At 67.2% G+C, this 18,923-nt stretch carries 21 protein-coding genes and 1 tRNA gene; 10 read left to right on the forward strand and 12 right to left on the reverse strand.

All coding sequences use genetic code 11. The features are described from left to right. Positions 1–58: 58 nt before the first annotated feature. Positions 59–538 (reverse strand): hypothetical protein, encoded by a 480-nt coding sequence (locus tag G6N32_RS01950; protein WP_163789084.1) that lies wholly within the window; start codon positions 536–538, stop codon positions 59–61. On the opposite strand from G6N32_RS01950, the gene G6N32_RS01955 reads away from it, so the two are divergent. Continuing rightward, the gene (locus G6N32_RS01955; RefSeq protein WP_163789086.1) at positions 531–1,367 is read left to right on the forward strand and encodes an alpha/beta hydrolase; all 837 of its coding nucleotides are present in this window, start codon (positions 531–533) and stop codon (positions 1,365–1,367) included. The genes G6N32_RS01950 and G6N32_RS01955 overlap by 8 nt on opposite strands. Positions 1,368–1,385: 18 nt before the next feature. On the opposite strand, the gene G6N32_RS01960 is transcribed toward G6N32_RS01955, so the two are convergent. Continuing rightward, complete coding sequence (locus G6N32_RS01960) at positions 1,386–2,102, reverse strand: SDR family oxidoreductase (protein WP_115317587.1); 717 nt, start codon at positions 2,100–2,102, stop codon at positions 1,386–1,388. A 70-nt stretch (positions 2,103–2,172) separates the two neighbouring features. On the opposite strand from G6N32_RS01960, the gene G6N32_RS01965 reads away from it, so the two are divergent. Then, entirely contained in the window at positions 2,173–3,048 is an 876-nt protein-coding gene (locus G6N32_RS01965) for a LysR family transcriptional regulator (RefSeq protein WP_115317586.1), read from the forward strand. 75 nt (positions 3,049–3,123) lie between these two features. Here G6N32_RS01965 and G6N32_RS01970 read toward each other — a convergent pair. The 4 genes from G6N32_RS01970 to ponA2 all read right to left on the reverse strand — a co-directional run bounded on the left by G6N32_RS01970 (position 3,124) and on the right by ponA2 (position 8,009). After that, positions 3,124–3,197, reverse strand: a tRNA-Pro gene (locus G6N32_RS01970). Positions 3,198–3,437: 240 nt separating this feature from the next. Beyond that, on the reverse strand, positions 3,438–4,556 hold the full coding sequence (gene cds1, locus G6N32_RS01975) for an L-cysteine desulfhydrase Cds1 (RefSeq protein ID WP_115317585.1): 1,119 nt from the start codon (positions 4,554–4,556) through the stop codon (positions 3,438–3,440). 25 nt (positions 4,557–4,581) lie between these two features. Further along, the gene (locus G6N32_RS01980) at positions 4,582–5,538 is read right to left on the reverse strand and encodes a metallophosphoesterase (RefSeq protein WP_115317584.1); all 957 of its coding nucleotides are present in this window, start codon (positions 5,536–5,538) and stop codon (positions 4,582–4,584) included. Between the two features lie 38 nt (positions 5,539–5,576). Continuing rightward, entirely contained in the window at positions 5,577–8,009 is a 2,433-nt protein-coding gene (ponA2, locus tag G6N32_RS01985; protein ID WP_115317583.1) for a transglycosylase/D,D-transpeptidase PonA2, read from the reverse strand. A 292-nt stretch (positions 8,010–8,301) separates the two neighbouring features. Here ponA2 and G6N32_RS01990 point away from each other — a divergent pair, with 292 nt between their 5' ends. Beyond that, the gene (locus G6N32_RS01990) at positions 8,302–8,655 is read left to right on the forward strand and encodes a WhiB family transcriptional regulator (protein ID WP_083120837.1); all 354 of its coding nucleotides are present in this window, start codon (positions 8,302–8,304) and stop codon (positions 8,653–8,655) included. Between the two features lie 39 nt (positions 8,656–8,694). Here the strand turns inward: G6N32_RS01990 and bagB are convergent, their stop codons facing one another. Then, complete coding sequence (gene bagB, locus G6N32_RS01995) at positions 8,695–9,828, reverse strand: ATPase BagB (protein ID WP_115317582.1); 1,134 nt, start codon at positions 9,826–9,828, stop codon at positions 8,695–8,697. 35 nt (positions 9,829–9,863) lie between these two features. Then, entirely contained in the window at positions 9,864–10,886 is a 1,023-nt protein-coding gene (bagA, locus tag G6N32_RS02000; RefSeq protein WP_172507256.1) for an ATPase BagA, read from the reverse strand. A gap of 62 nt (positions 10,887–10,948) precedes the next feature. Here bagA and G6N32_RS02005 point away from each other — a divergent pair, with 62 nt between their 5' ends. The 3 genes from G6N32_RS02005 to G6N32_RS02015 are packed head-to-tail and all read left to right on the forward strand — an operon-like array spanning position 10,949 to position 12,359. After that, the gene (locus G6N32_RS02005; protein ID WP_005138621.1) at positions 10,949–11,110 is read left to right on the forward strand and encodes a Sp36 family protein; all 162 of its coding nucleotides are present in this window, start codon (positions 10,949–10,951) and stop codon (positions 11,108–11,110) included. Then, positions 11,107–11,562, forward strand: coding sequence for a RidA family protein (locus G6N32_RS02010; protein WP_115317580.1), 456 nt, complete (start codon positions 11,107–11,109; stop codon positions 11,560–11,562). The genes G6N32_RS02005 and G6N32_RS02010 overlap by 4 nt, the downstream gene beginning before the upstream one ends. Further along, positions 11,559–12,359: an MBL fold metallo-hydrolase gene (locus G6N32_RS02015; RefSeq protein WP_115317579.1), complete on the forward strand. Its 801-nt coding sequence runs from the start codon at positions 11,559–11,561 to the stop codon at positions 12,357–12,359. Before G6N32_RS02010 ends, G6N32_RS02015 begins: the two co-directional genes overlap by 4 nt. A gap of 323 nt (positions 12,360–12,682) precedes the next feature. On the opposite strand, the gene crp is transcribed toward G6N32_RS02015, so the two are convergent. Both crp and G6N32_RS02025 read right to left on the reverse strand, forming a co-directional pair. Beyond that, entirely contained in the window at positions 12,683–13,357 is a 675-nt protein-coding gene (crp, locus tag G6N32_RS02020; protein WP_005138643.1) for a cAMP-activated global transcriptional regulator CRP, read from the reverse strand. A gap of 100 nt (positions 13,358–13,457) precedes the next feature. Further along, the gene (locus tag G6N32_RS02025) at positions 13,458–13,757 is read right to left on the reverse strand and encodes a hypothetical protein (RefSeq protein WP_115317578.1); all 300 of its coding nucleotides are present in this window, start codon (positions 13,755–13,757) and stop codon (positions 13,458–13,460) included. 94 nt (positions 13,758–13,851) lie between these two features. Here G6N32_RS02025 and nth point away from each other — a divergent pair, with 94 nt between their 5' ends. The 4 genes from nth to marP are packed head-to-tail and all read left to right on the forward strand — an operon-like array spanning position 13,852 to position 17,311. Further along, positions 13,852–14,664, forward strand: a complete 813-nt coding sequence (nth, locus tag G6N32_RS02030) for an endonuclease III (RefSeq protein ID WP_115317577.1) — start codon at positions 13,852–13,854, stop codon at positions 14,662–14,664. A 21-nt stretch (positions 14,665–14,685) separates the two neighbouring features. Then, positions 14,686–15,327: a TlpA family protein disulfide reductase gene (locus tag G6N32_RS02035; RefSeq protein WP_115317576.1), complete on the forward strand. Its 642-nt coding sequence runs from the start codon at positions 14,686–14,688 to the stop codon at positions 15,325–15,327. A 23-nt stretch (positions 15,328–15,350) separates the two neighbouring features. Further along, entirely contained in the window at positions 15,351–16,127 is a 777-nt protein-coding gene (locus G6N32_RS02040; protein WP_172507255.1) for an NUDIX hydrolase, read from the forward strand. Beyond that, positions 16,124–17,311: an acid resistance serine protease MarP gene (marP, locus tag G6N32_RS02045; protein ID WP_115317574.1), complete on the forward strand. Its 1,188-nt coding sequence runs from the start codon at positions 16,124–16,126 to the stop codon at positions 17,309–17,311. Before G6N32_RS02040 ends, marP begins: the two co-directional genes overlap by 4 nt. Here the strand turns inward: marP and G6N32_RS02050 are convergent. Then, positions 17,304–18,272: an alpha/beta fold hydrolase gene (locus G6N32_RS02050; RefSeq protein WP_115317573.1), complete on the reverse strand. Its 969-nt coding sequence runs from the start codon at positions 18,270–18,272 to the stop codon at positions 17,304–17,306. The genes marP and G6N32_RS02050 overlap by 8 nt on opposite strands. After that, complete coding sequence (locus G6N32_RS02055) at positions 18,272–18,784, reverse strand: phage holin family protein (RefSeq protein ID WP_036341835.1); 513 nt, start codon at positions 18,782–18,784, stop codon at positions 18,272–18,274. Before G6N32_RS02055 ends, G6N32_RS02050 begins: the two co-directional genes overlap by 1 nt. Positions 18,785–18,923 lie beyond the last annotated feature (139 nt).

Raw genomic sequence — 18,923 nt, forward strand, 5'->3', positions numbered from 1 at the left:
GACGAATCGGCGGCCTTGCCGCTGCCCTTGGAGTAGGTGCGGGCATAGCACTGGCTGCTCAAGGCGTCGCGTGGGCGGATACCGGATCCGGGTCGGACAGTCCGTCGTCGTCGGCGGCGTCGTCGACCAAGAGCACCTCCGCGTCCAGCGCGCGACAAAGACCTCGTTCGGCAGCGAAATCCCAAGCGCTGTCGGTGGTTTCGAATCCGGTGCGGCTCACGCCCACTGCCCCCACGCCCAAGGCACCCAACGTCGTGGCGGTGGCACTCTCGGTTCTCGGCGCCACCCGGCGCGACGACCAGGACTCCGTCTCGCCTGCGTTGGCAACAGTAAAGCCATCTGCCACAACGTCTTTGGTGGTAAGTCCCAGCATCGATGCCGTCGCACACGCCTCGTCGGCCAGGGCGACCGCGAGAGCAGAGGCGGTGCCCGCCGAGGCGGCACCGCCGGTCGACGAGAATTTGTACAGCGGTCCGCCACCCACGATCTTCCAGCGCGCAGTGGTGGCCGGCCTACGCGTCATCAATTTCGTGACCAAGACCTTCAATCTGCCATTCAGCCTCAGTGGAACCAGCGCGCAGATCCCGTTCTTCACCGACGGGAAGCCGGACTTCTTCCTGCTGTCCGGGATCACAGCGCAGAAGACCGAATACGAAGGCATGGCCGTGTGGACGCTGACGCCGCACGATCCCAGCGGCCAGTACGTGGTGGCCATTCACGGCGGCTCGTTCATCGGCCAGATCAGCATCTTCCACTGGTGGACCTACACCGACATGGCCCGCGACACGCACGCTACGATCGTGGTCCCGCTGTATACCCTTGCCCCCGTTGGCACTGCCGCAACCGACATCCCGGTGATGGCCGACTTCATCGGCGCGCAGATTGCCGCGCACGGTTCGGACAACGTGAGCGTGATGGGTGACTCGGCCGGCGGCACCATCGCCTTGGCCGCCCTGCAGAAGATCGTCAAGCGCACCGGCACCCAGCCGCATCGCCTGCTGCTGCTGGCCCCGGCGCTCGACCTCAGCGACACGTTCCCCAATCCGGTCGACGACCCGCTGCTGGGCAATCCCCACGATGGCCACGACAACAACCTTCTGACGTGGGCGGGCGATCTCGCCACAACCGATCCCGTCGTCAGCCCGATCTTCGGATCGCTGGCCGGACTGCCGCCGACCACGGTGTACTCGAGCTCTCGGGATCTGCTGACCCAGCAGGCGCTGCGGTTGCGTGACAAGGCGACGGCGGCCGGCGCGGACTTCACGTTCGTGTTGCGAAAGGGCCAGTTCCACGACTGGACGATCTTCGCGCCCCTGCCGGACGCCTACCGGGAGCGTGCCGGGATCTATCAATCGCTGGGCCTGTAGTTTCCGACGAGCGGTGTGTCAGACCAACAGCGAACCGCCCTCCACCCTGATGACGGTGCCGGTGCCGAACGTCTGCTCCATGCAGTAGATGTAGGCGAGCACCGCGTCGTCCACCTCACCGATGCGACCCAATGGAATCCGTTGCGCCTCTTGGTCGAAGAGCGCGGTTCGATCGGCTTGCGCCATCTCATCCCACAGCGGGGTGCGGATCATCCCCGGTGCGACCGCGTTGACCCGGATCGGGGCGAGCTCGACCGCGAGCGCGGTGGTCAATGCGTTCATCGCTCCGCACAGACTGGATGGGAGCGGGCCGTAGCCGGGGTCCCACGCTGCCGTGCCACTGGTCAATGTGATCGAGCCACCACTGCGCAGTCGAGGGCCGAATACCCGTGCCGCGCTCAAAGCGCCGACGAACCGCGTTTGCAGGAAGCCGTTGACGACCGCCGGTGTGAGGTCTGCGAGCGCAGCCAATTCGAGTGATTCGCCGGCCGTGTACACCAGATGGTCAAGGTCGCCGACATCGGCGGCGAGCCGGTCGAGGGCCGAGGGGTCCGTGAGGTCGACGGTGGCCCCGCGCGCTCCGTCGGGCAATTCCGCCAGCGCACGGTCGACGCCGGTCTGATGGCGAGACGCGACATACGGGGTGGCGCCGCGGTCGGCCACGGCGTGTGCGACGCCGAGGCCGATACCGGAGGTGCCGCCGATGACGAGGACGTTGGTGTGCTTCAGGCTCATGATTCAACGGTCCGCCGCGCGACCGCGTACGTCCAAGACTCTCTTCGTCGCCGAGCGATACCCTCGGGGTATGAGCGGTCCCGACCTGGACATGCGCAAGCTTCGATACTTCGTCGCGGTGGCCGAGGAGCTGAACTTCGGTCGCGCCGCCCGCCGGCTGCACATCGCCCAGCCGGTGCTTTCTCGTCAGATTCGGGCCTTCGAGGACGAGCTCGGCGTCCGACTGCTGATCCGTGACACCCGAGGTACCACACTCACTGACGCGGGCAGCCAGTTGCTGCAGGATGCGCGCTTCTTGCTGTCAGAGTCAAAGGCATTGCAGGACAGGCTCACTCGAGCTGCGAGTAGCACCCGAGTCGTCAGGGTCGGCGTAATGCCCGGCCTGTTGGCGACCGCGGCCGTGCGGAGCTTCGCAGCGGCAAACCCGGCCCACCGTGCGGAGGTGGTCCCGATTGGTTGGGCCGCACAGCTCGAATCGGTGCGTAACCGCACTCTCGACGTGGTCTACGCCCGCGAGCCCATCGACCACCGCGGGCTCGGGGCTGCGGCGCTCCTCGAGGAACCGCGCGACGCGCTGCTGCCCGCCGACGACCCCCTTGCCCGCCGTCGGTCGGTGCGGCTCTCCGAGCTGGCCTCGTACCGCCCTCTGCAGGATCCCGCCCTGATACCGGAATGGTGCGCCCTCGCGATGCCCGAACACCGCCGCGGTGGTCACCGCATCGCGTCCACCATGGAGGAGAAACTCGAACGCGTCGCCGCGCACGAAGGATTCGCGATCCTCCCGCGGTCGGCAACAGCGTTCTACCGGCGGCCTGACGTCTGCGTCGTCCCCATCGAGGATCTGGCACCGGCTGGGGTCACGCTGATCTGGGATGCTGCTGTCGCCGATCCGGTCCGCGACGCATTTGTGACCGCCGCTCTGGCGTGCGCGGCTGAGACGGTCTGACCCGCCTACGCCGTTTTACGCAAGAGGCCCTGACCGGCTTACCCGGATCAGGGCCACTAGCTGCATCAACTGGAGTCGGGGTGGCGGGATTCGAACCCACGACCTCTTCGTCCCGAACGAAGCGCGCTACCAAGCTGCGCCACACCCCGCGTGAAGCCTCGACAGCGTATCGCACGCGACGGGTGAGAAGCCAAACGGCTTGTCGGGCCCTCGGCGAAGTTCACGGCGTGTCGCGGGATGGATCTGACTTGTCGGTGGCGTTATGGAAACTGACGGCGACACAAATGCGCCGAGCAGCGAAAGGTGGGGCGGATGATGACCGCTTTGGGGGCCGTGGTGTACGGGGGTTTCTTCCTGCTCGCAGCGCTGTGGCTGGTGGTGACCGGTGACTACGACGTCGTCGACGAGCCGGACCAGACCCAGCCGCAGGAACGTTCGAACTCGGCCAGCGCGTCCGCGTGCTCGCCGGGATTGAGGTTGTGACCCGCTAACCACTCGGCGTCGTAGTAGGTGTCGGCATAGCGGTCGCCGCTGTCGGCGATCAGCGTGACCACCGAACCACCGACCCCGGCCGCGACCATCTCGGCCAGCAGGCCGAACGCGCCCCAGACGTTGGTTCCCGTCGAGGGCCCCACGCGACGTCCCAAGACCCGTGACACATGGTGGGCCGCCGCGATCGACGCGGCATCGGGCACGCTCACCATGCGGTCGACGATCTCCGGCAGGAACGACGGTTCCACCCGCGGACGGCCGATGCCCTCGATCCGCGACGGCGCACCGGTGACGACATCGCGGCCGTGCGCGTAGGACGGGAAGAACGCCGAGTTCTCCGGGTCCACCACGCACAGCTTCGTCTCATGGCGTCGATACCGGACATAGCGCCCGATCGTCGCGCTGGTGCCCCCGGTCCCGGCGCCCACCACGATCCACGTCGGAATTGGATGGCGTTCGGCACTCATCTGGTGGTAGATCGACTCGGCGATGTTGTTGTTTCCCCGCCAGTCGGTGGCCCGCTCGGCGTTGGTGAACTGGTCCAGGTAGTGGCCGCCGGTCTCCTCGGCGATCCGCTGCGCCGCCGTGTACACCTCGCCGGGTTCGTCGACGAAATGACACCGCCCGCCCTGCGCCTCGATCAGCTTCACTTTCGACGCGCTCGTCGATGCGGTCATCACGGCGACGAACGGAAGCCCCAACAACGCGGCGAAGTAGGCCTCGGACACCGCCGTCGATCCCGAGGACGCCTCGACGACGGTGGTGTGCTCGCTTATCCAGCCGTTGCACAGCCCGTAGAGAAACAGCGACCGAGCCAACCGGTGCTTGAGGCTGCCGGTGATGTGGGTCGATTCGTCCTTGAGATAGAGCGCGATGTCGACGCCACCGCTCCACGACGCCGGCAGCGGGTAACGCAGCAGATGGGTATCCGCGCTGCGCCGGCTGTCGGCCTCGATCAACCGGATGGCGTTGTCCACCCAGCCGCGTGGCCGGGTGTGGGCGGCGACCGACGTCATCGCCGGCTGAGACAGCAGGCGGCGCTCACCGCACCGAGGCGGTGGGGCTGGAACGCACCACGCTTCGCGTCTGGTCATGCCCGCCGGTCGGCGCGGCCACCAAGGTCAGCAGGGTGGCTTCGGGACGACAGCAGAATCGGTACGGCGCGAACGGCGATGTGCCGATGCCCGCCGATACATGGAGGCCGGTATCGGCGCCCCAGCGCGAGGCACCCTTGACGCGGGACCGGTCCAGATCGCAATTGGTGACCAGGGCGCCGTAGAAGGGCAGGCACACCTGCCCGCCGTGGGTGTGTCCGGCCATGATCAGCTGATAACCGTCGGCGGCGAAACGGTCCAACACCCGGGTGTAGGGGGCGTGCGCGACGCCGAGGCTCAGGTTGGCTGCGGCCGACGGCGGGCCGGCGATCGTGTCGTAGCGGTCCCGGCCCAGATGCGGATCGTCGACCCCGGCGGCGGCGATTGTCAGCCCGGCCACCTCGAAGTCGCGGCGATTATGGGTCAGATCCAGCCAGCCACGCTCGGTGAACGCCGCGCGCAGGTCCTGCCAGGGCAGCGGTTTGCCGTGGATACGACCTTTGCTGTCGTACAAGTACCGCGCGGGGTTCTTGAACTTCGGGGCGAAATAGTCGTTGCTGCCGAACACAAAGACACCCGGCACCGACAGCAGGTCTCCGACCGCCTGCACCACCGCGGGCACTGCCTTGGGGTGCGACAGGTTGTCGCCGGTGTTGACCACCAGGTCGGGCTCCCAGCGGGCCAGCTCACGCAGCCAGGCCTGCTTGTGCCGCTGGGTCGGACGCATGTGGATGTCGCTGAGGTGCAGCACCCGCAGCGGGGTGGAGCCGGGCGAGAGCACCGGCATCGTCACTTCGCGGACCACGAACGCGTTGCGTTCGATCACCGTGGCGTAGCCGACCGCAAGCGCGGCCGAGCCGGCAGCTACGAGAGCGGACGACTTCACAGCGGACGGCACAGCCATACGCGCAAGAATACTGCCCCTGCCCGCCCTTCACCCGATCATGGTGGTGGCGGCGGCGGAGCCAGCAGCGGAACGGTGATCGGCGGCAGTCCGGGGATCTCGACCACGGTCTGCCCAAACGGCGCTCCGTCGAGCCCCGGTATCGGCGGCGCCCCCGGCGGAGGAGGCGGCGGCGCAGGCGGTATGCCATTGCTGATCTGGATCGTGATGATCGAGCCGGGAATCGTCTGCCCACCCGGCGATGTGCCGACCACCGTGCCGGCCGGGGATGTGCTGTTGACCGGGGTGGCCTGGTCGGCCACCTGGAAGCCCGATTCCTTCAGGCGGGTACGTGCCGCGTCCTGGGTCAGGCCCGACACCGTGGGCACCCGGGAGCCCGGTCCGCCGTCGACGTACCGCGGATCGGTGGGCGGCAGCGCGACGTCGCCGAAGTTCGTCGCGATCGGCTTCATCGCCGTGAACCAGGTCTTGGCGGGCTCGTTACCGCCGTAAAGGTTGCCGTCGCCGCACTGCCGCAGCGGGAAGGAACAGAGATCCGACGGGGTGCTGGAGTCGTCATAGATATAGGCGGCCGCCGCGTACCGGTTGGTGTAGCCGAGGAAACCCGAGGACCGGTGCGCCTCGGTGGTGCCGGTCTTACCGGAGCTCGGCAGGTCCCAGCCCACCGAGCGGGCCGACCCGGCCGCGGTACCGCTGACGTCGTCCTTGCTCAGCGCGTTGGACAGCGTGTTGGCCAACCCTTCCGGAACCACCTGATCGCAGGTCTCGGTGGTGACCGAGACCTCGTTGCCGTTGCGGTCGAAGAGCTTGTCGACCGGATTGGGTGGGCACCAGGTGCCGCCGGAGGCCAGCGTGGCCGCGACGTTGGACAGCTCGAGCGCGTTGACCTGAATCGGGCCCAGCGTGAACGATCCGAGATTCTGCCGCTTGATGAAGTCGGCGAGGCTCTCGTTGGTCTCCGGGTCGTACGGGCGCGCGGTGCCGGGCTCGGCGTAGGAACGCAAGCCCAGCTTGACCGCCATGTCGACGGTGCGCTGGACGCCCACCTGGGAGATCAGCTTGGCGAACGCGGTGTTGGGCGACTGGGCCAGCGCGTCGGTGACGCTCATCGATCCGCGGTAGTTGCCGTCGTTCTGCACGCACCAGGTGTCACGCGGGCAGCCTTTGGCGCCGCCGCTGCCGAGGCCTTTGGCCTCGAAGCGGGCAGGGGCGTCGAGGTTGGCGTTGATTCCCATGCCCATATCCAGCGCCGCGGCCGTGGTGAAGATCTTGAAGATCGAGCCCGCGCCGTCGCCGGCGAGCGAAAAGGGTTGCGGCTGCATGGTTTCCCCGACCGCGGAGTTCAGACCGTAGGTCCGGTTACTGACCATCGCGACCACCGGATGCGCGTCCTTGCCCGGCAGCACGACACTCATGACGCTGGCGATGCCGTTGATGTCCGGCGGTGCAAGCGAGTCGACGGCGCTCTTCACCGAATTCTGGACATCGGGATCCAGCGTGGTCTTGATCAGATAGCCGCCCCTGGCGAGCTGGTCCTTGCTGATGCCGGCCCGTGCGAGGTACTCCTGCACGTAATCGCAGAAGAACGCGCGGTCGCCGGCGGCGATGCAGCCGCGCGGCAGTTCGTTCGGCTGCGGCAGGATGCCCAGCGGTTCCTGTTTGGCGGCCCGCAGCTCGTCAGCCTTACCCGGGACGTTGTCGATCATCGTGTCCAGCACGAGATTGCGGCGCGCCAGCGCGCCGTCGGGGTTGGTGTACGGGTTCAGCGCGCTGGTCGACTGCACCATCCCGGCCAGAAGCGCGGCCTGCTGCCAGTTCAGGTGTGAGGCGTCGATGCCGAAGTACGTCTGGGCGGCGTCCTGGATGCCGAAGGCGCCGTTGCCGAAGCTGACCAGGTTGAGGTAACGGGTGAGAATCTCAGGCTTGGTGAATGTCTTGTCCAACGTGAGCGCCATCCGGATCTCACGCAGCTTGCGGGCCGGCGTGGTCTCCACGGCGGCGCGCTTTTCGGCGTCGGTCTGGGCGATCACCAGCAGCTGATAGTTCTTCACGTACTGCTGCTCGAGAGTGGATCCGCCCCGGGTGTCGACGTCGCCGGAGGCGTAGCCGGCCAGGCCGGTCAGCGTGCCTTTCCAGTCGACACCGTTATGTTCGGCAAATCTCTTGTCCTCGATGGACACAATTGCCAGCTTCATGGTGTCGGCGATCTTGTCGCTCGGAACCTCGAAGCGACGTTGGGAGTACAGCCAGGCGATGGGGTTGCCCTTGGCATCGACCATGGTGGTCACCGCGGGCACTTCGCCCTCGACCAACTGGGCGGAGCCGTTGGCCACCACATCGGAGGCGCGGTTGGAGATCAGGCCTATCCCGCCGACCACGGGAAATAGAAGCGCCGCCAGTATCACGCTGGCCAGCAGGCAGCACCAGGCCAGCTTGATGATCGTGGCCCCGGCTGGCGGGCGTTCCGACATGAGCTACAGAGTAACGAGAGACCGGGACGGCTCTTGCGCAGCGTCCCAGGGCCGACGAGGATATCGACGGTATTTACGCAAGAGTCAGAAAAAGCCAGTTCATGATCGGTCTGGACGATCGTCCCAAAAAACCTGTGATTCAACTGTTGCGCAAAAGATACCTGACCACCTAACTTAAACAGACAGTGCGATACAGGTAACACTCCAAGTCGCAATGTGGCGTAGATCGCATACGCGGCCTACACCAGAAGATTGTCAGCCGCAGACCGCGGCCGGACGAAGGGGATCGTCGGTGTCAGGTATTCGGACCGCTGTTCGCAAGCCAAGCGCAGCGCTTTTGCACGGATCCATTCCAGGTGCGGACGGGGAAGCCCGGATTGCCTGGGTTTCGCGAGCTCTGTGCCGCTCAACCGACCCTGACGAGCTATTTGTCCGCGGCGCCGCCCAGCGCAAAGCCGCGGTCATCTGCCGTCACTGTCCGGTCATGGCCGAGTGTGGCGCGGATGCGCTCGACAATCGTGTGGAATTCGGGGTCTGGGGCGGCATGACGGAGCGTCAGCGTCGTGCACTGCTCAAGCAGCACCCCGAGGTGGTGTCCTGGTCGGAATTCTTCGCCGCGCAGCGCAAGCACCGTAGCGTCAGCTAATTTTCGCGAGGAGTCCCGGCCGATCGGCCGGGACTCTCTTTACGCGGTCTCGCCCGTGATCTGATCGGCGATCGCCTGCAGGGCGTCGAGATCCGACACATCGAACGGTAGCGAGGGCACGCCGACCACCGGTACATGCGGGTTGGCACCGGTGAACCGCGACAACAACCGGACTTCCCGCTTGGCGGTCTGCGCCCGGTCCGCGTGGATCTGCAGGACCGCCGCCGCAAGCTGATTCCCGTTATCCGGGCCAGCGGCTTCCAACTCCTCGATGCCGTCGATGGCTCGCTCCACGGTCAGCGCGGACAGCGTCGGGTGGGTGCGGTTGAGGATCAGCCCCGCCAACGGCATGCCCTCCGCGGAGAGCCGGTCGACGAAGAACGACGCCTCGCGAAGCGCATCCGGCTCAGCCGCCGACACCACCACGAACTGAGTGCCGCGCCGCTTGAGCAACTCGTAGGTGCGGTCCGCCTTCTCGCGGAAACCGCCGAACGTCGAGTCCAGCGATTGCACGAAAGCCGAAGCGTCCGAGAGCATCTGCGAACCGAGGATGGTCGACATGGCCTTCATCGCCAGGCCGACGACACCAGTCACCAGCTTGCCGAAGCCGCGACCGGGTGCCAGGAGCAACCGCCAGAGGCGGCCGTCCATGAAGCTGCCGAGCCGCTTCGGTGCGTCGAGGAAGTCCAGGGCGTTGCGCGACGGCGGGGTGTCCACCACCACCAGATCCCAGCGGTCCTGCCCGAGCAACTGGCCGAGCTTCTCCATGGCCATGTATTCCTGCGTGCCGGCCAGTGACGTGGCGACGGTCTGATAGAACTGGTTGTCCAGAATCGACTGTGCGCGTTCGGATCCCGAGTATTCGACGACCATCTCGTCGAACGTCCGGCGCATGTCGAGCATCATCGCGTAGAGCTCGCCGGTCACCTCGGGGGCCAGCGGCACCCGCTGCGGGGTGTTGCCGAGCTCCTCGATTCCCAAGGCCTGCGCCAGCCGCTTGGCCGGGTCGATGGTCAACACCACGACGGTTCGGCCGTATTCGGCGGCCCGCAAGGCCATCGACGCCGCGGTGGTGGTCTTGCCGACGCCACCGGCGCCGCAACACACCACGACCCGATTGGACTTGTCGGCCAGGATCGACTTCATGTCGAGTACTGGGGGAGTGGTGCTCATCTATCGGCTTCCTCTAATGGTCGTCTTCGCTCCGCTCATCGGACGCCTTGCTGCGCAAGCGTTTCCGCCAACTCGTACAAACTTCCCAGATCCACCCCGTCGGCGATCGTCGGTAGCTCCAGGCGCGGGACCTCGAGGCGGTCGAGTTGCTCGGCGCTTTCCGAGCGGGCTTTGATCCGGCTGGCGTGCTCGATGGTCTCCGTCAGCAGCCCGGCGAAGTCGTCGTCGGCCAGGTTGATGCCCACCTTGTCGAGCCCGGCGCGGACCGCGTCGGCATCGATGTCACCCTCGGCGGCCTTCGCGAGGTCGTCGGGCGGCAGGAACGGCGGAATGTTGCGGTTCACGATCACGCTGCCGATGGGCAGGTCGAGCTCTTTGAGTTCCTCGATGGCCTCGATGGTCTCCTGGATCGGCAGCGCCTCGAGCAGGGTGACCAAATGGATCGCGGTCTGTTCGGAGTGCAGCAGCTTGACCACGCCGTCGGCCTGCGAGTGCACCGGCCCGCCCTTGGCCAGGTCCGAGACGGCCTTCGTGACGTCGAGGAACCGGGCGATCCGGCCGGTCGGGGGAGAGTCGACGACGATCGCGTCGTACGCCGGACGCTTGTTGCGGTCCAGTCGCACCACCGACTCCTTGATCTTGCCGGTGAGCAGGACGTCCCGTAGACCCGGCGCGATGGTCGTCGCGAACTCGATGGCACCGATCCGGCGCATCGCCCGGCCGGCCAGACCCAGGTTGTAGAACATGTCGAGGTACTCCAGGAACGCCGCCTCGATGTCGACAGCCAGCGCGTTGACGTGGCCGCCGCCCTCGGCGGTGGCGATCTTCAGCTCCTCGTACGGCAGCGGCGGAACATCGAACAGCTGCGCAATGCCTTGCCGCCCTTCGACTTCCACCAGCAGCACCCTGCGACCGCCGGCGGCCAGGGTCAGCGCGAGCGCCGCCGCGACCGTGGTCTTGCCGGTACCGCCTTTGCCCGTCACGAAGTGCAGACGCGCCTTGGTCAGACGGGAGGGCCAGGCCAGAGAGCTGCCGTCGCTCGATGTGGTCGCCATCAGTGCATGCTAGCCAAGCCCCTGTGGGCCCCGGCGGCAAAGGGAGCGGGCGATAGGCTTCGGTCATGAGTCAACCGACGACATGGGAATACGCCACGGTTCCGCTGCTGACCCACGCGACCAAGCAGATCCTCGACCAGTGGGGCGCCGACGGCTGGGAACTGGTCGCCGTCCTCCCCGGTCCTACCGGTGAACAACACGTCGCGTACCTGAAGCGGCCCAAGTGACCGCATCCCAGAAACTGGCCGAGCTCGGCCTGACTCTCCCGACGCCCGCCAAGCCGCTGGCGGCGTACGTGCCCGCAGTGCGGACGGGCAATCTCATCTACACCTCTGGCCAGCTGCCGACCGAATCGGGCAGCCTCATCCACACCGGCAAGGTAGGCGCCGAGGTGACGGCAGAGCAGGCCAAGCAGGCCGCGCAGTTGTGCGCGCTCAATGCGCTGGCCGCCATCGACGCGCTGGTGGGTCTCGACAACGTGACGCGAGTGGTCAAGGTCGTCGGGTTCGTCGCGTCGGCACCCGGATTCACCGGTCAGCCCGGTGTCATCAACGGGGCCTCGGAGTTCCTGGGTGAGGTGTTCGGCGAGGCCGGCACGCACGCCCGCTCCGCGGTCGGAGTCTCCGAGCTGCCGCTGAACGCGCCGGTGGAGGTCGAGCTCATCGCCGAGGTGGAATGACCCATCCGGCGTACGGGATTCTGCGGCCGGTGACCGAATCGGCCTCCGTACTGCTGTGCAACAACCCCGGGATCATGACGCTGGACGGCACCAACACGTGGGTGCTGCGCGGGCCCGGCAGCGACGAGATGGTGATCGTCGACCCGGGTCCCGACGACGACGAGCACATCGGCAGGCTCGCCGAACTCGGCACCATTTCGCTGGTGCTGATCAGTCACAAGCACGAGGACCACACCGGCGGCATCGACAAGATCGTCGACCGCACGGGTGCGGTGGTGCGCTCGGTGGGCAGCGGGTTCCTGCGCGGGCTCGGCGGTCCGCTGAGCGACGGCGAAGTCATCGACGCCGCCGGCCTGCGGATCACCGTGATGGCCACCCCGGGTCACACCGCCGACTCATTGTCGTTCCTGGTCGATGGCGCCAAGGGCAAGCGCAGCGCCGGGAAAGGTCCGGTGCTGACCGCCGATACCGTGCTGGGCCGGGGGACCACCGTCATCGACGACGAGGACGGCAGCCTGACTCAGTACCTGGAATCCCTGCGCCGGCTGCAGGGGCTCGGACGTCGCACTGTGCTGCCGGGCCACGGTCCCGACCTCGACGACCTCGAAGCCGTCACTGCGATGTATCTCGCGCATCGCGAGGAACGGCTCGATCAGGTACGCCAGGCTCTGCGGGTGCTGGGTGAGGACGCCAGTGCGCGCCAGGTTGTCGAGCACGTCTACACCGACGTGAACGAGGAATTATGGGACGCGGCCGAGAAATCGGTGCGCGCCCAGCTGGACTACCTGCGGGCGTGACGTCGGCGGGCGCTTACCTCGCACTGTGCCGATTCTCGCTTGGTTGCGCCCGGGCTCCGCTAGCTCCGCCCGCGCTTACCTCGCACTGTGCCGATGCTCGCTTGGTTGCGCCCGGGCTCCGCTAGCTCCGCCCGCGCTTACCTCGCACTGTGCCGATTCTCGCTTGGTTGCGCCCGGGCTCCGCAAGCTCCGCCCGCGCTTACCTCGCACTGTGCCGATTCTCGCTTGGTTGCGCCCGGGCTCCGCAAGCTCCGTCCGCGCTTACCTCGCACTGTGCCGATTCTCGCTTGGTTGCGCCCGGGCTCCGCAAGCTCCGTCCGCGCTTACCTCGCTCGGCGAGCCAACCGCTCGCTGTCGCTGATCAGCACGCTCTTGCCCTCCAGGCGGATCCACCCGCGGTGGGCGAAATCGGCCAGCGCCTTGTTCACCGTCTCGCGTGAGGCGCCGACAAGCTGGGCGATCTCCTCCTGCGTGAGGTCGTGGGTGACCCGCAGTGCGCCGCCCTCCTGGGTGCCGAATCGCTGTGCCAGCTGCAGCAGCTGCTTGGCGACGCGCCCCGGGACATCGGTGAAGATCAGGTCGGCGAGGTTGTTGTTGGTGCGGCGCAGGCGGCGAGCCAGCACCCGCAGCAACTGCTCGGCGATCTCGGGCCGGTCGGCGATCCACGCCCGCAGCGCGTCGCGGTCCATGGAGACTGCGCGTACCTCGGTGATGGTGGTGGCGCTAGACGTCCGCGGGCCCGGATCGAAGATCGACAGCTCACCGAACATGTCCGACGGACCCATGATTGTCAGCAGGTTTTCCCGGCCGTCCGGCGAGCGGCGGCCGATCTTCACCTTCCCGGAGATGATGATGTACAGCCGGTCGCCGGGCTCACCCTCGGCGAAGACCGTATGTCCCCGCGGGAAGTCAACCGGCTGAAGCTGTTTCGTCAGCGCGGAAACAGCGCTGGGTTCAACTCCCTGGAAGATTCCGGCCCTCGCCAGGATCTCGTCCACGTCGCCCCTCTTAAAGTCTTCGGTGATATGAAATGCGCAGGCCAGCTGTGTGGCCGGGCACTGTCAGTCTAGTCGTTGCCGGTCTTTCGACGTGCCAACGCTACACACGATTGGCGTACTGAGTCCGGTGAAATTGCGGATTGGGACGTGCGTAGGCGTGTGAGCGCGTCGGCAAACCGGGCTCGTCATCGGCCAGTCGGGACGGTGTGTCGGCCCGTCTTGGCGCGGGTTCGGTGCGCGGCACAAGGTGCGCGGCCGGCGTCGTGGCGGCCCGTTCCAGATATTCGGTGACCTCGTCGGCGGCCTTGCGATCGACGTGCAAGGCCTCCTCAAGTCTTTGCAACCCGAACGTCGACAGCATCAAAAGCCCGGGGACACATACCGCGAGCAACCAGGTCACGGGGGAAAGTAAACACGGGCAAGGTCTCAGCGGGATCACGAATTGTCACCGGTCAGTCCGCAGCTCGCCGGACCGGAGTCAGTACCCTTGCATCGTGACCACGAACAGCCCGTCAACCAGGCGCAAGACCGCTGGCGGCGCTGCGACCCCGCCGGCCGCGAGCAAGGCGGAAGCAAAGAAGTGGGACTCCGAAACCCATCTGGGCCTGGTCCGGCGCGCCAGACGGATGAACCGCACCTTGGCCACGGCGTTTCCGCACGTCTACTGCGAGCTCGACTTCACCAACCCGCTGGAACTGACCGTCGCCACGATTCTGTCGGCGCAGTCCACCGATAAGGGCGTCAACCGGACCACGCCGGCGCTGTTCAAGAAGTACCGCACCGCCCTCGACTACGCGCAGGCGGACCGCACCGAACTCGAGGAGTTGGTCCGGCCCACCGGCTTCTACCGAAACAAGGCCAATTCACTGATCCGGCTGGGCCAGGAACTCGTCGAGCGGTTCGACGGCGAAGTACCGCGCACCCTCGACGAACTGGTGACATTGCCCGGCGTGGGCCGCAAGACCGCCAACGTGATCTTGGGCAATGCCTTCAACATTCCCGGTATCACCGTTGACACCCATTTCGGCCGCCTCGTCCGCCGCTGGCGGTGGACCGCCGAGGAAGACCCGGTCAAGGTCGAACACATCGTGGGCGACCTGATCGAGCGCAGTGAGTGGACATTACTGAGCCATCGAGTGATTTTTCACGGCCGACGGGTCTGCCATGCCCGAAAGCCGGCCTGCGGAGTGTGTGTGCTGGCCAAGGACTGCCCGTCCTTCGGTCTCGGGCCCACCGATCCGCTGACCGCCGCGCCGCTGGTCAAGGGCCCCGAGACCGAGCATCTGCTGGCCCTGGCCGGTCTCTGACGTTTCGGCCCGACTGCACTGATGACGACGTCGACCCGCTGGACGCTGGTGGTGCTCGCGGTGGCGGCCGCCCTGATCGCAGCATTTGCCCTCGAACTCGGCGACACCCCGTCGGGGTCGGGCGGTTCGCCGGGTGCCCAGCTATCGCGGACACACCGCGACGCCGACACGCCCGAGGCGCTGGCCGAGCCGCGCCGGCGCGCCGACCTGCCGCCGTGCCCGGCCGCGGCCGACAACCCCGGGCCGAAGGAGTTGCGCGGCATCGTCGTCGAGTGTGCGGGCGACGGCGCACAGGTAGATGTGGCCCGCGCGCTGGCCGGTCGCCCGGTGGTGCTCAACCTCTGGGCCTACTGGTGCGGGCCGTGCACGGAGGAACTGCCTGCGATGGCGGACTACCAGCGCCGAGTCGGGCCGGACGTGGCCGTGGTGACCGTGCATCAGGATGAGAACGAGACGGCCGGCCTGTTGCGACTGGCCGAGCTCGGCGTGCGACTACCCACGCTGCAGGACGGCCAGCGCCGGATCGCCGCGGCGTTGGGAGTGCCCAACGTGATGCCCGCGACCGTCATACTGCGCGCGGACGGTAGCGTTGCCAAAATCCTGCCGCAGGCGTTCACCAGTGCCGACGAGATCGCTGCCGCGGTGAAGAATGCAATGCAGTGACGACAGACGAGAGAGACGCGCCGGTGACCCAGGGTTCCCCCCGATCGGCAGGCTTGGGCGCGCTCACCCCGGAGTACCGGCCGCCCTGGCTGGCACCGTTGGTCGACAACGTCGACCGTGTTCCGCATGCGTATCGCCGCAAGGTTCCCCCTGAGCTGTTGGCGGCGGTTGTCGAAGCGCGCGAGGCCGGGACCAATGCACGCGACGCCGCCGTGCTCGTGTTGTTCTCCGGGCCGAGCTCCGGTTACACCGACGGCCGGTTGCCCGACGACGCCGATCTGTTGCTGACGGTGCGGGCAGGCTCGCTGCGCCACCATGCCGGCCAGGCCGCGTTTCCCGGCGGGGCGGCCGACCCGGGGGACGACGGGCCGGTGGGCACTGCGCTGCGAGAAGCGCAGGAGGAGACCGGCATTGACCCCGACCGCCTGCATCCGCTGGCCGTCCTCGAGCGAATGTTCATCCCGCCCTCGGGTTTTCATGTCGTACCGGTGCTGGCGTACTCACCGGATCCGGGCCCGGTGGCCGTCGTCGACAAGGGTGAGACCGCGCTCGTCGCGCGAGTTCCGGTGCGGGCGTTCATCAATCCTGAGAACCGGCTGATGGTTTACCGCACGGGCGCTGGACGCGGCCTGGCGGGGCCGGCATTTCTGCTCAACCAGATGTTGGTGTGGGGGTTCACCGGACACGTAATCTCAGCGATGCTCGATGTGGCCGGTTGGTCGCAACCGTGGAACAGCGAGGACGTCCGGGAGTTGGACGAGGCCATGGCGCTCGTCGGAAGCAGTGAGGAGCCCCTGTGACGAGTTCGCAATGGCTGGACATCGCCGTGCTGGCGGTGGCGTTGGTGGCGGCCGTCTCGGGCTGGCGGTCCGGCGCGCTGGGTTCACTGATGTCGTTCGTCGGCGTCATCCTCGGCGCCATCGCCGGAGTGATGCTCGCACCCCACATCGTCAGCCACATCAGCTCACCGCGGGCCAAGCTGTTTGCCGCACTGTTCTTGATCCTGGCTCTGGTGGTCGTCGGTGAGGTGGCCGGAGTGGTGCTCGGCCGGGCGGTACGCGGCGCGATCCGCAACCGTGCGGTCCGCACCGTCGACTCGGTGATCGGCGTGGCTGTGCAGCTGCTGGTGGTGATGGTCGCGGCGTGGCTGCTCGCCAGCCCGCTGACGTCGTCGGACCAGCCGAACCTGGCCGCTGCCACGCGCGGCTCGAAAGTGCTTGCCGAGGTGGACAAGTACGCACCCGAGTGGCTCAAGGCCGTGCCCAAGCGGATGTCGGCACTGCTGCGCACCTCGGGGCTGCCGGATGTCTTGCAGCCCTTCGGCCGCACTCCCATTCAGGCCGTGGACGCCCCCGACGCATCGCTGGCCGACAGCCTGGTTGTCGGCAATGCGCGTGCCAGCGTGGTGAAGATCCGCGGCGTGGCGCCCGGATGCCAAAAGGTACTGGAGGGCACCGGTTTCGTGATCGCCCCGAACCGGGTGATGTCCAACGCGCACGTGGTCGCAGGCTCGGACAGTGTCACCGTGGAAGCCGAAGGGCAGACCTACGACGCGACCGTGGTGTCATATGACCCCAACGAGGACATCTCCATCCTGGACGTCCCGAACCTGCCGCAGCGCCCGCTGGTGTTCGCCGACCAGCCGGCCAAATCCGGCACCGACGCGGTCGTGCTGGGCTATCCCGGTGGCGGCGAGTTCGCGGCGACTCCGGCGCGGGTACGCGAGACCATCGAGCTCAACGGGCCGGACATCTACCGCACGACGACGGTCAACCGCGAGGTGTACACAATCAGAGGAACTGTGCGCCAAGGCAACTCGGGCGGACCGATGATCAACCGGGCGGGCCAGGTGCTCGGCGTCGTGTTCGGCGCCGCAGTCGACGACAATGACACCGGTTTCGTGCTGACGGCCAACGAGGTGTCGCGGCAGCTGGCCAAGATCGGCAACACCGCCAAGGTGGCCACCGGGGCCTGCGTCACCTAGTGGTGTCGTAGACCTGCCCGAGGAACCGCCGCAGGTGATCGTTGACCTCGTCGGGGGCCTCTTCGTGGGCGAAGTGCCCGACGCCCGAGACCGCCACGAACCTGCCGCGGGGCGCGTACCGCTGGGTGCGGTCCACCGGGTCGGCGAGCACGTAGGGGTCTGCGTCGCCGCGCAGGTGTAGCAGCGGAACGACGAGCGGACGGTTCATCAGCTTCATGAATCGCCAACCCTCGCTGCGCAGTTGGCTGCGCACCGCCCAGCGCTGGTACTCCAGCGCGGAGTGCGCCGCCGACGGGATCTGGATGGCCCGGCGCATGTGCGCGATGGTTTCCGAAAAGTCCTCGGAAGCAAGCCATTTACCGGATGCGCGGCTGCGCACCAGATGCTCGAGCAGGTCGGCGTTGTGCCGGGTGAGGGCGCGCTCGGGCCAGATCGGTAGCTGATACCGCAGCAGCGTCGGCAGCAGGGCGCGGCCCTGGTCGCGCCTTCCGAGCGCCGAGGCCCGCAGTGCGGCGGGATGCGGCGAGCTCACCAGTGCGATCGCCCGCACCGCCCGCGGATGCAACACCGCTGTCGCCCAGCACACCAGGCCGCCGTCGGCGTGCCCCACCAGCGTGGCCGAGCTGTGGCCGAGCGCCCGGATCAACCCGGCGGTGTCACCGGCGAGGGTCCAGCCGTCGTAGCCGCGCGGGGGCTTGTCGCTGCCGCCGTAACCCCGCAGATCGACGGCGACCACCCGGGCGCCGGACAGACCGCGCAGCTGGTGGCGCCACGACCACCAGAACGAGCCGAAACCGTGTAGCAAGATCACCAACGGCCGCGACGCGCCCGCCGCCGACTCGGCGCGCGCATCACGGTCATGGGTCGATTCGACACAGTGGAACCGGATTCCGTTGGCGTGAACGTCGAAATGCCGCCACGGCCCCGCGATGCGGGTGACCGAGGGATCCGGTTGAGCCATCACCAGCCGGAGGGATCAGTGGGCGGCGGGGTGCCCGTGGTGGCGACCTTGGCCGGTGACCTGTCGTGGCCGGGGGTGAATGCCTCGCGCGCTTCCTTGACCGATTCGATGGTCTTCTGCGGTCCGCGGATCCGGCGGACCTTCAGATACCCGAACAGGGCGAACACCGCGGTGGTGACCACCATCAGCAGGAAGACGATCAGGAAGGCCACCCAGCGCCACAGCCAGGTGTCCAGCAGCTCGGCGAGGAAGAAGAAGAGGAAGAACGTCGAGTAGAACAGCACAACCAGCGCGAGGATGAAGAAGACGCTGCCGGTGAGGCCCTTCTTCACGTCGCGGGTGATCTCCGCCTTGGCGAGCTCGACCTCGGCGCGCACGAGCGTGGACATCTGTGCGGTGGCGTCCTTGACCAGATCGCCAACGGAGGGATTGGCCGGTAGCGCGTTCGGATCCACCAGCGGGATCGAGGTGACGGTGGTGGGTACACCGGTCTTGCGATCGCCATTGCTCACGGCTGTCCTCCAACTTTCTGTCGTCGCGGTTCATGTTGCCATGCCGCGCCCGCAGCGGGGATACCCACTGAGCTGTTACGCAAGTTACGGGTGTGATCAGGCTAGACTCGCCCTGTCGGGGCGGACGGTGAATGGAGGT

Origin of the sequence: Mycolicibacterium aichiense (assembly GCF_010726245.1) — a bacterium.
Taxonomy (GTDB): Bacteria; Actinomycetota; Actinomycetes; order Mycobacteriales; family Mycobacteriaceae; genus Mycobacterium; species Mycobacterium aichiense.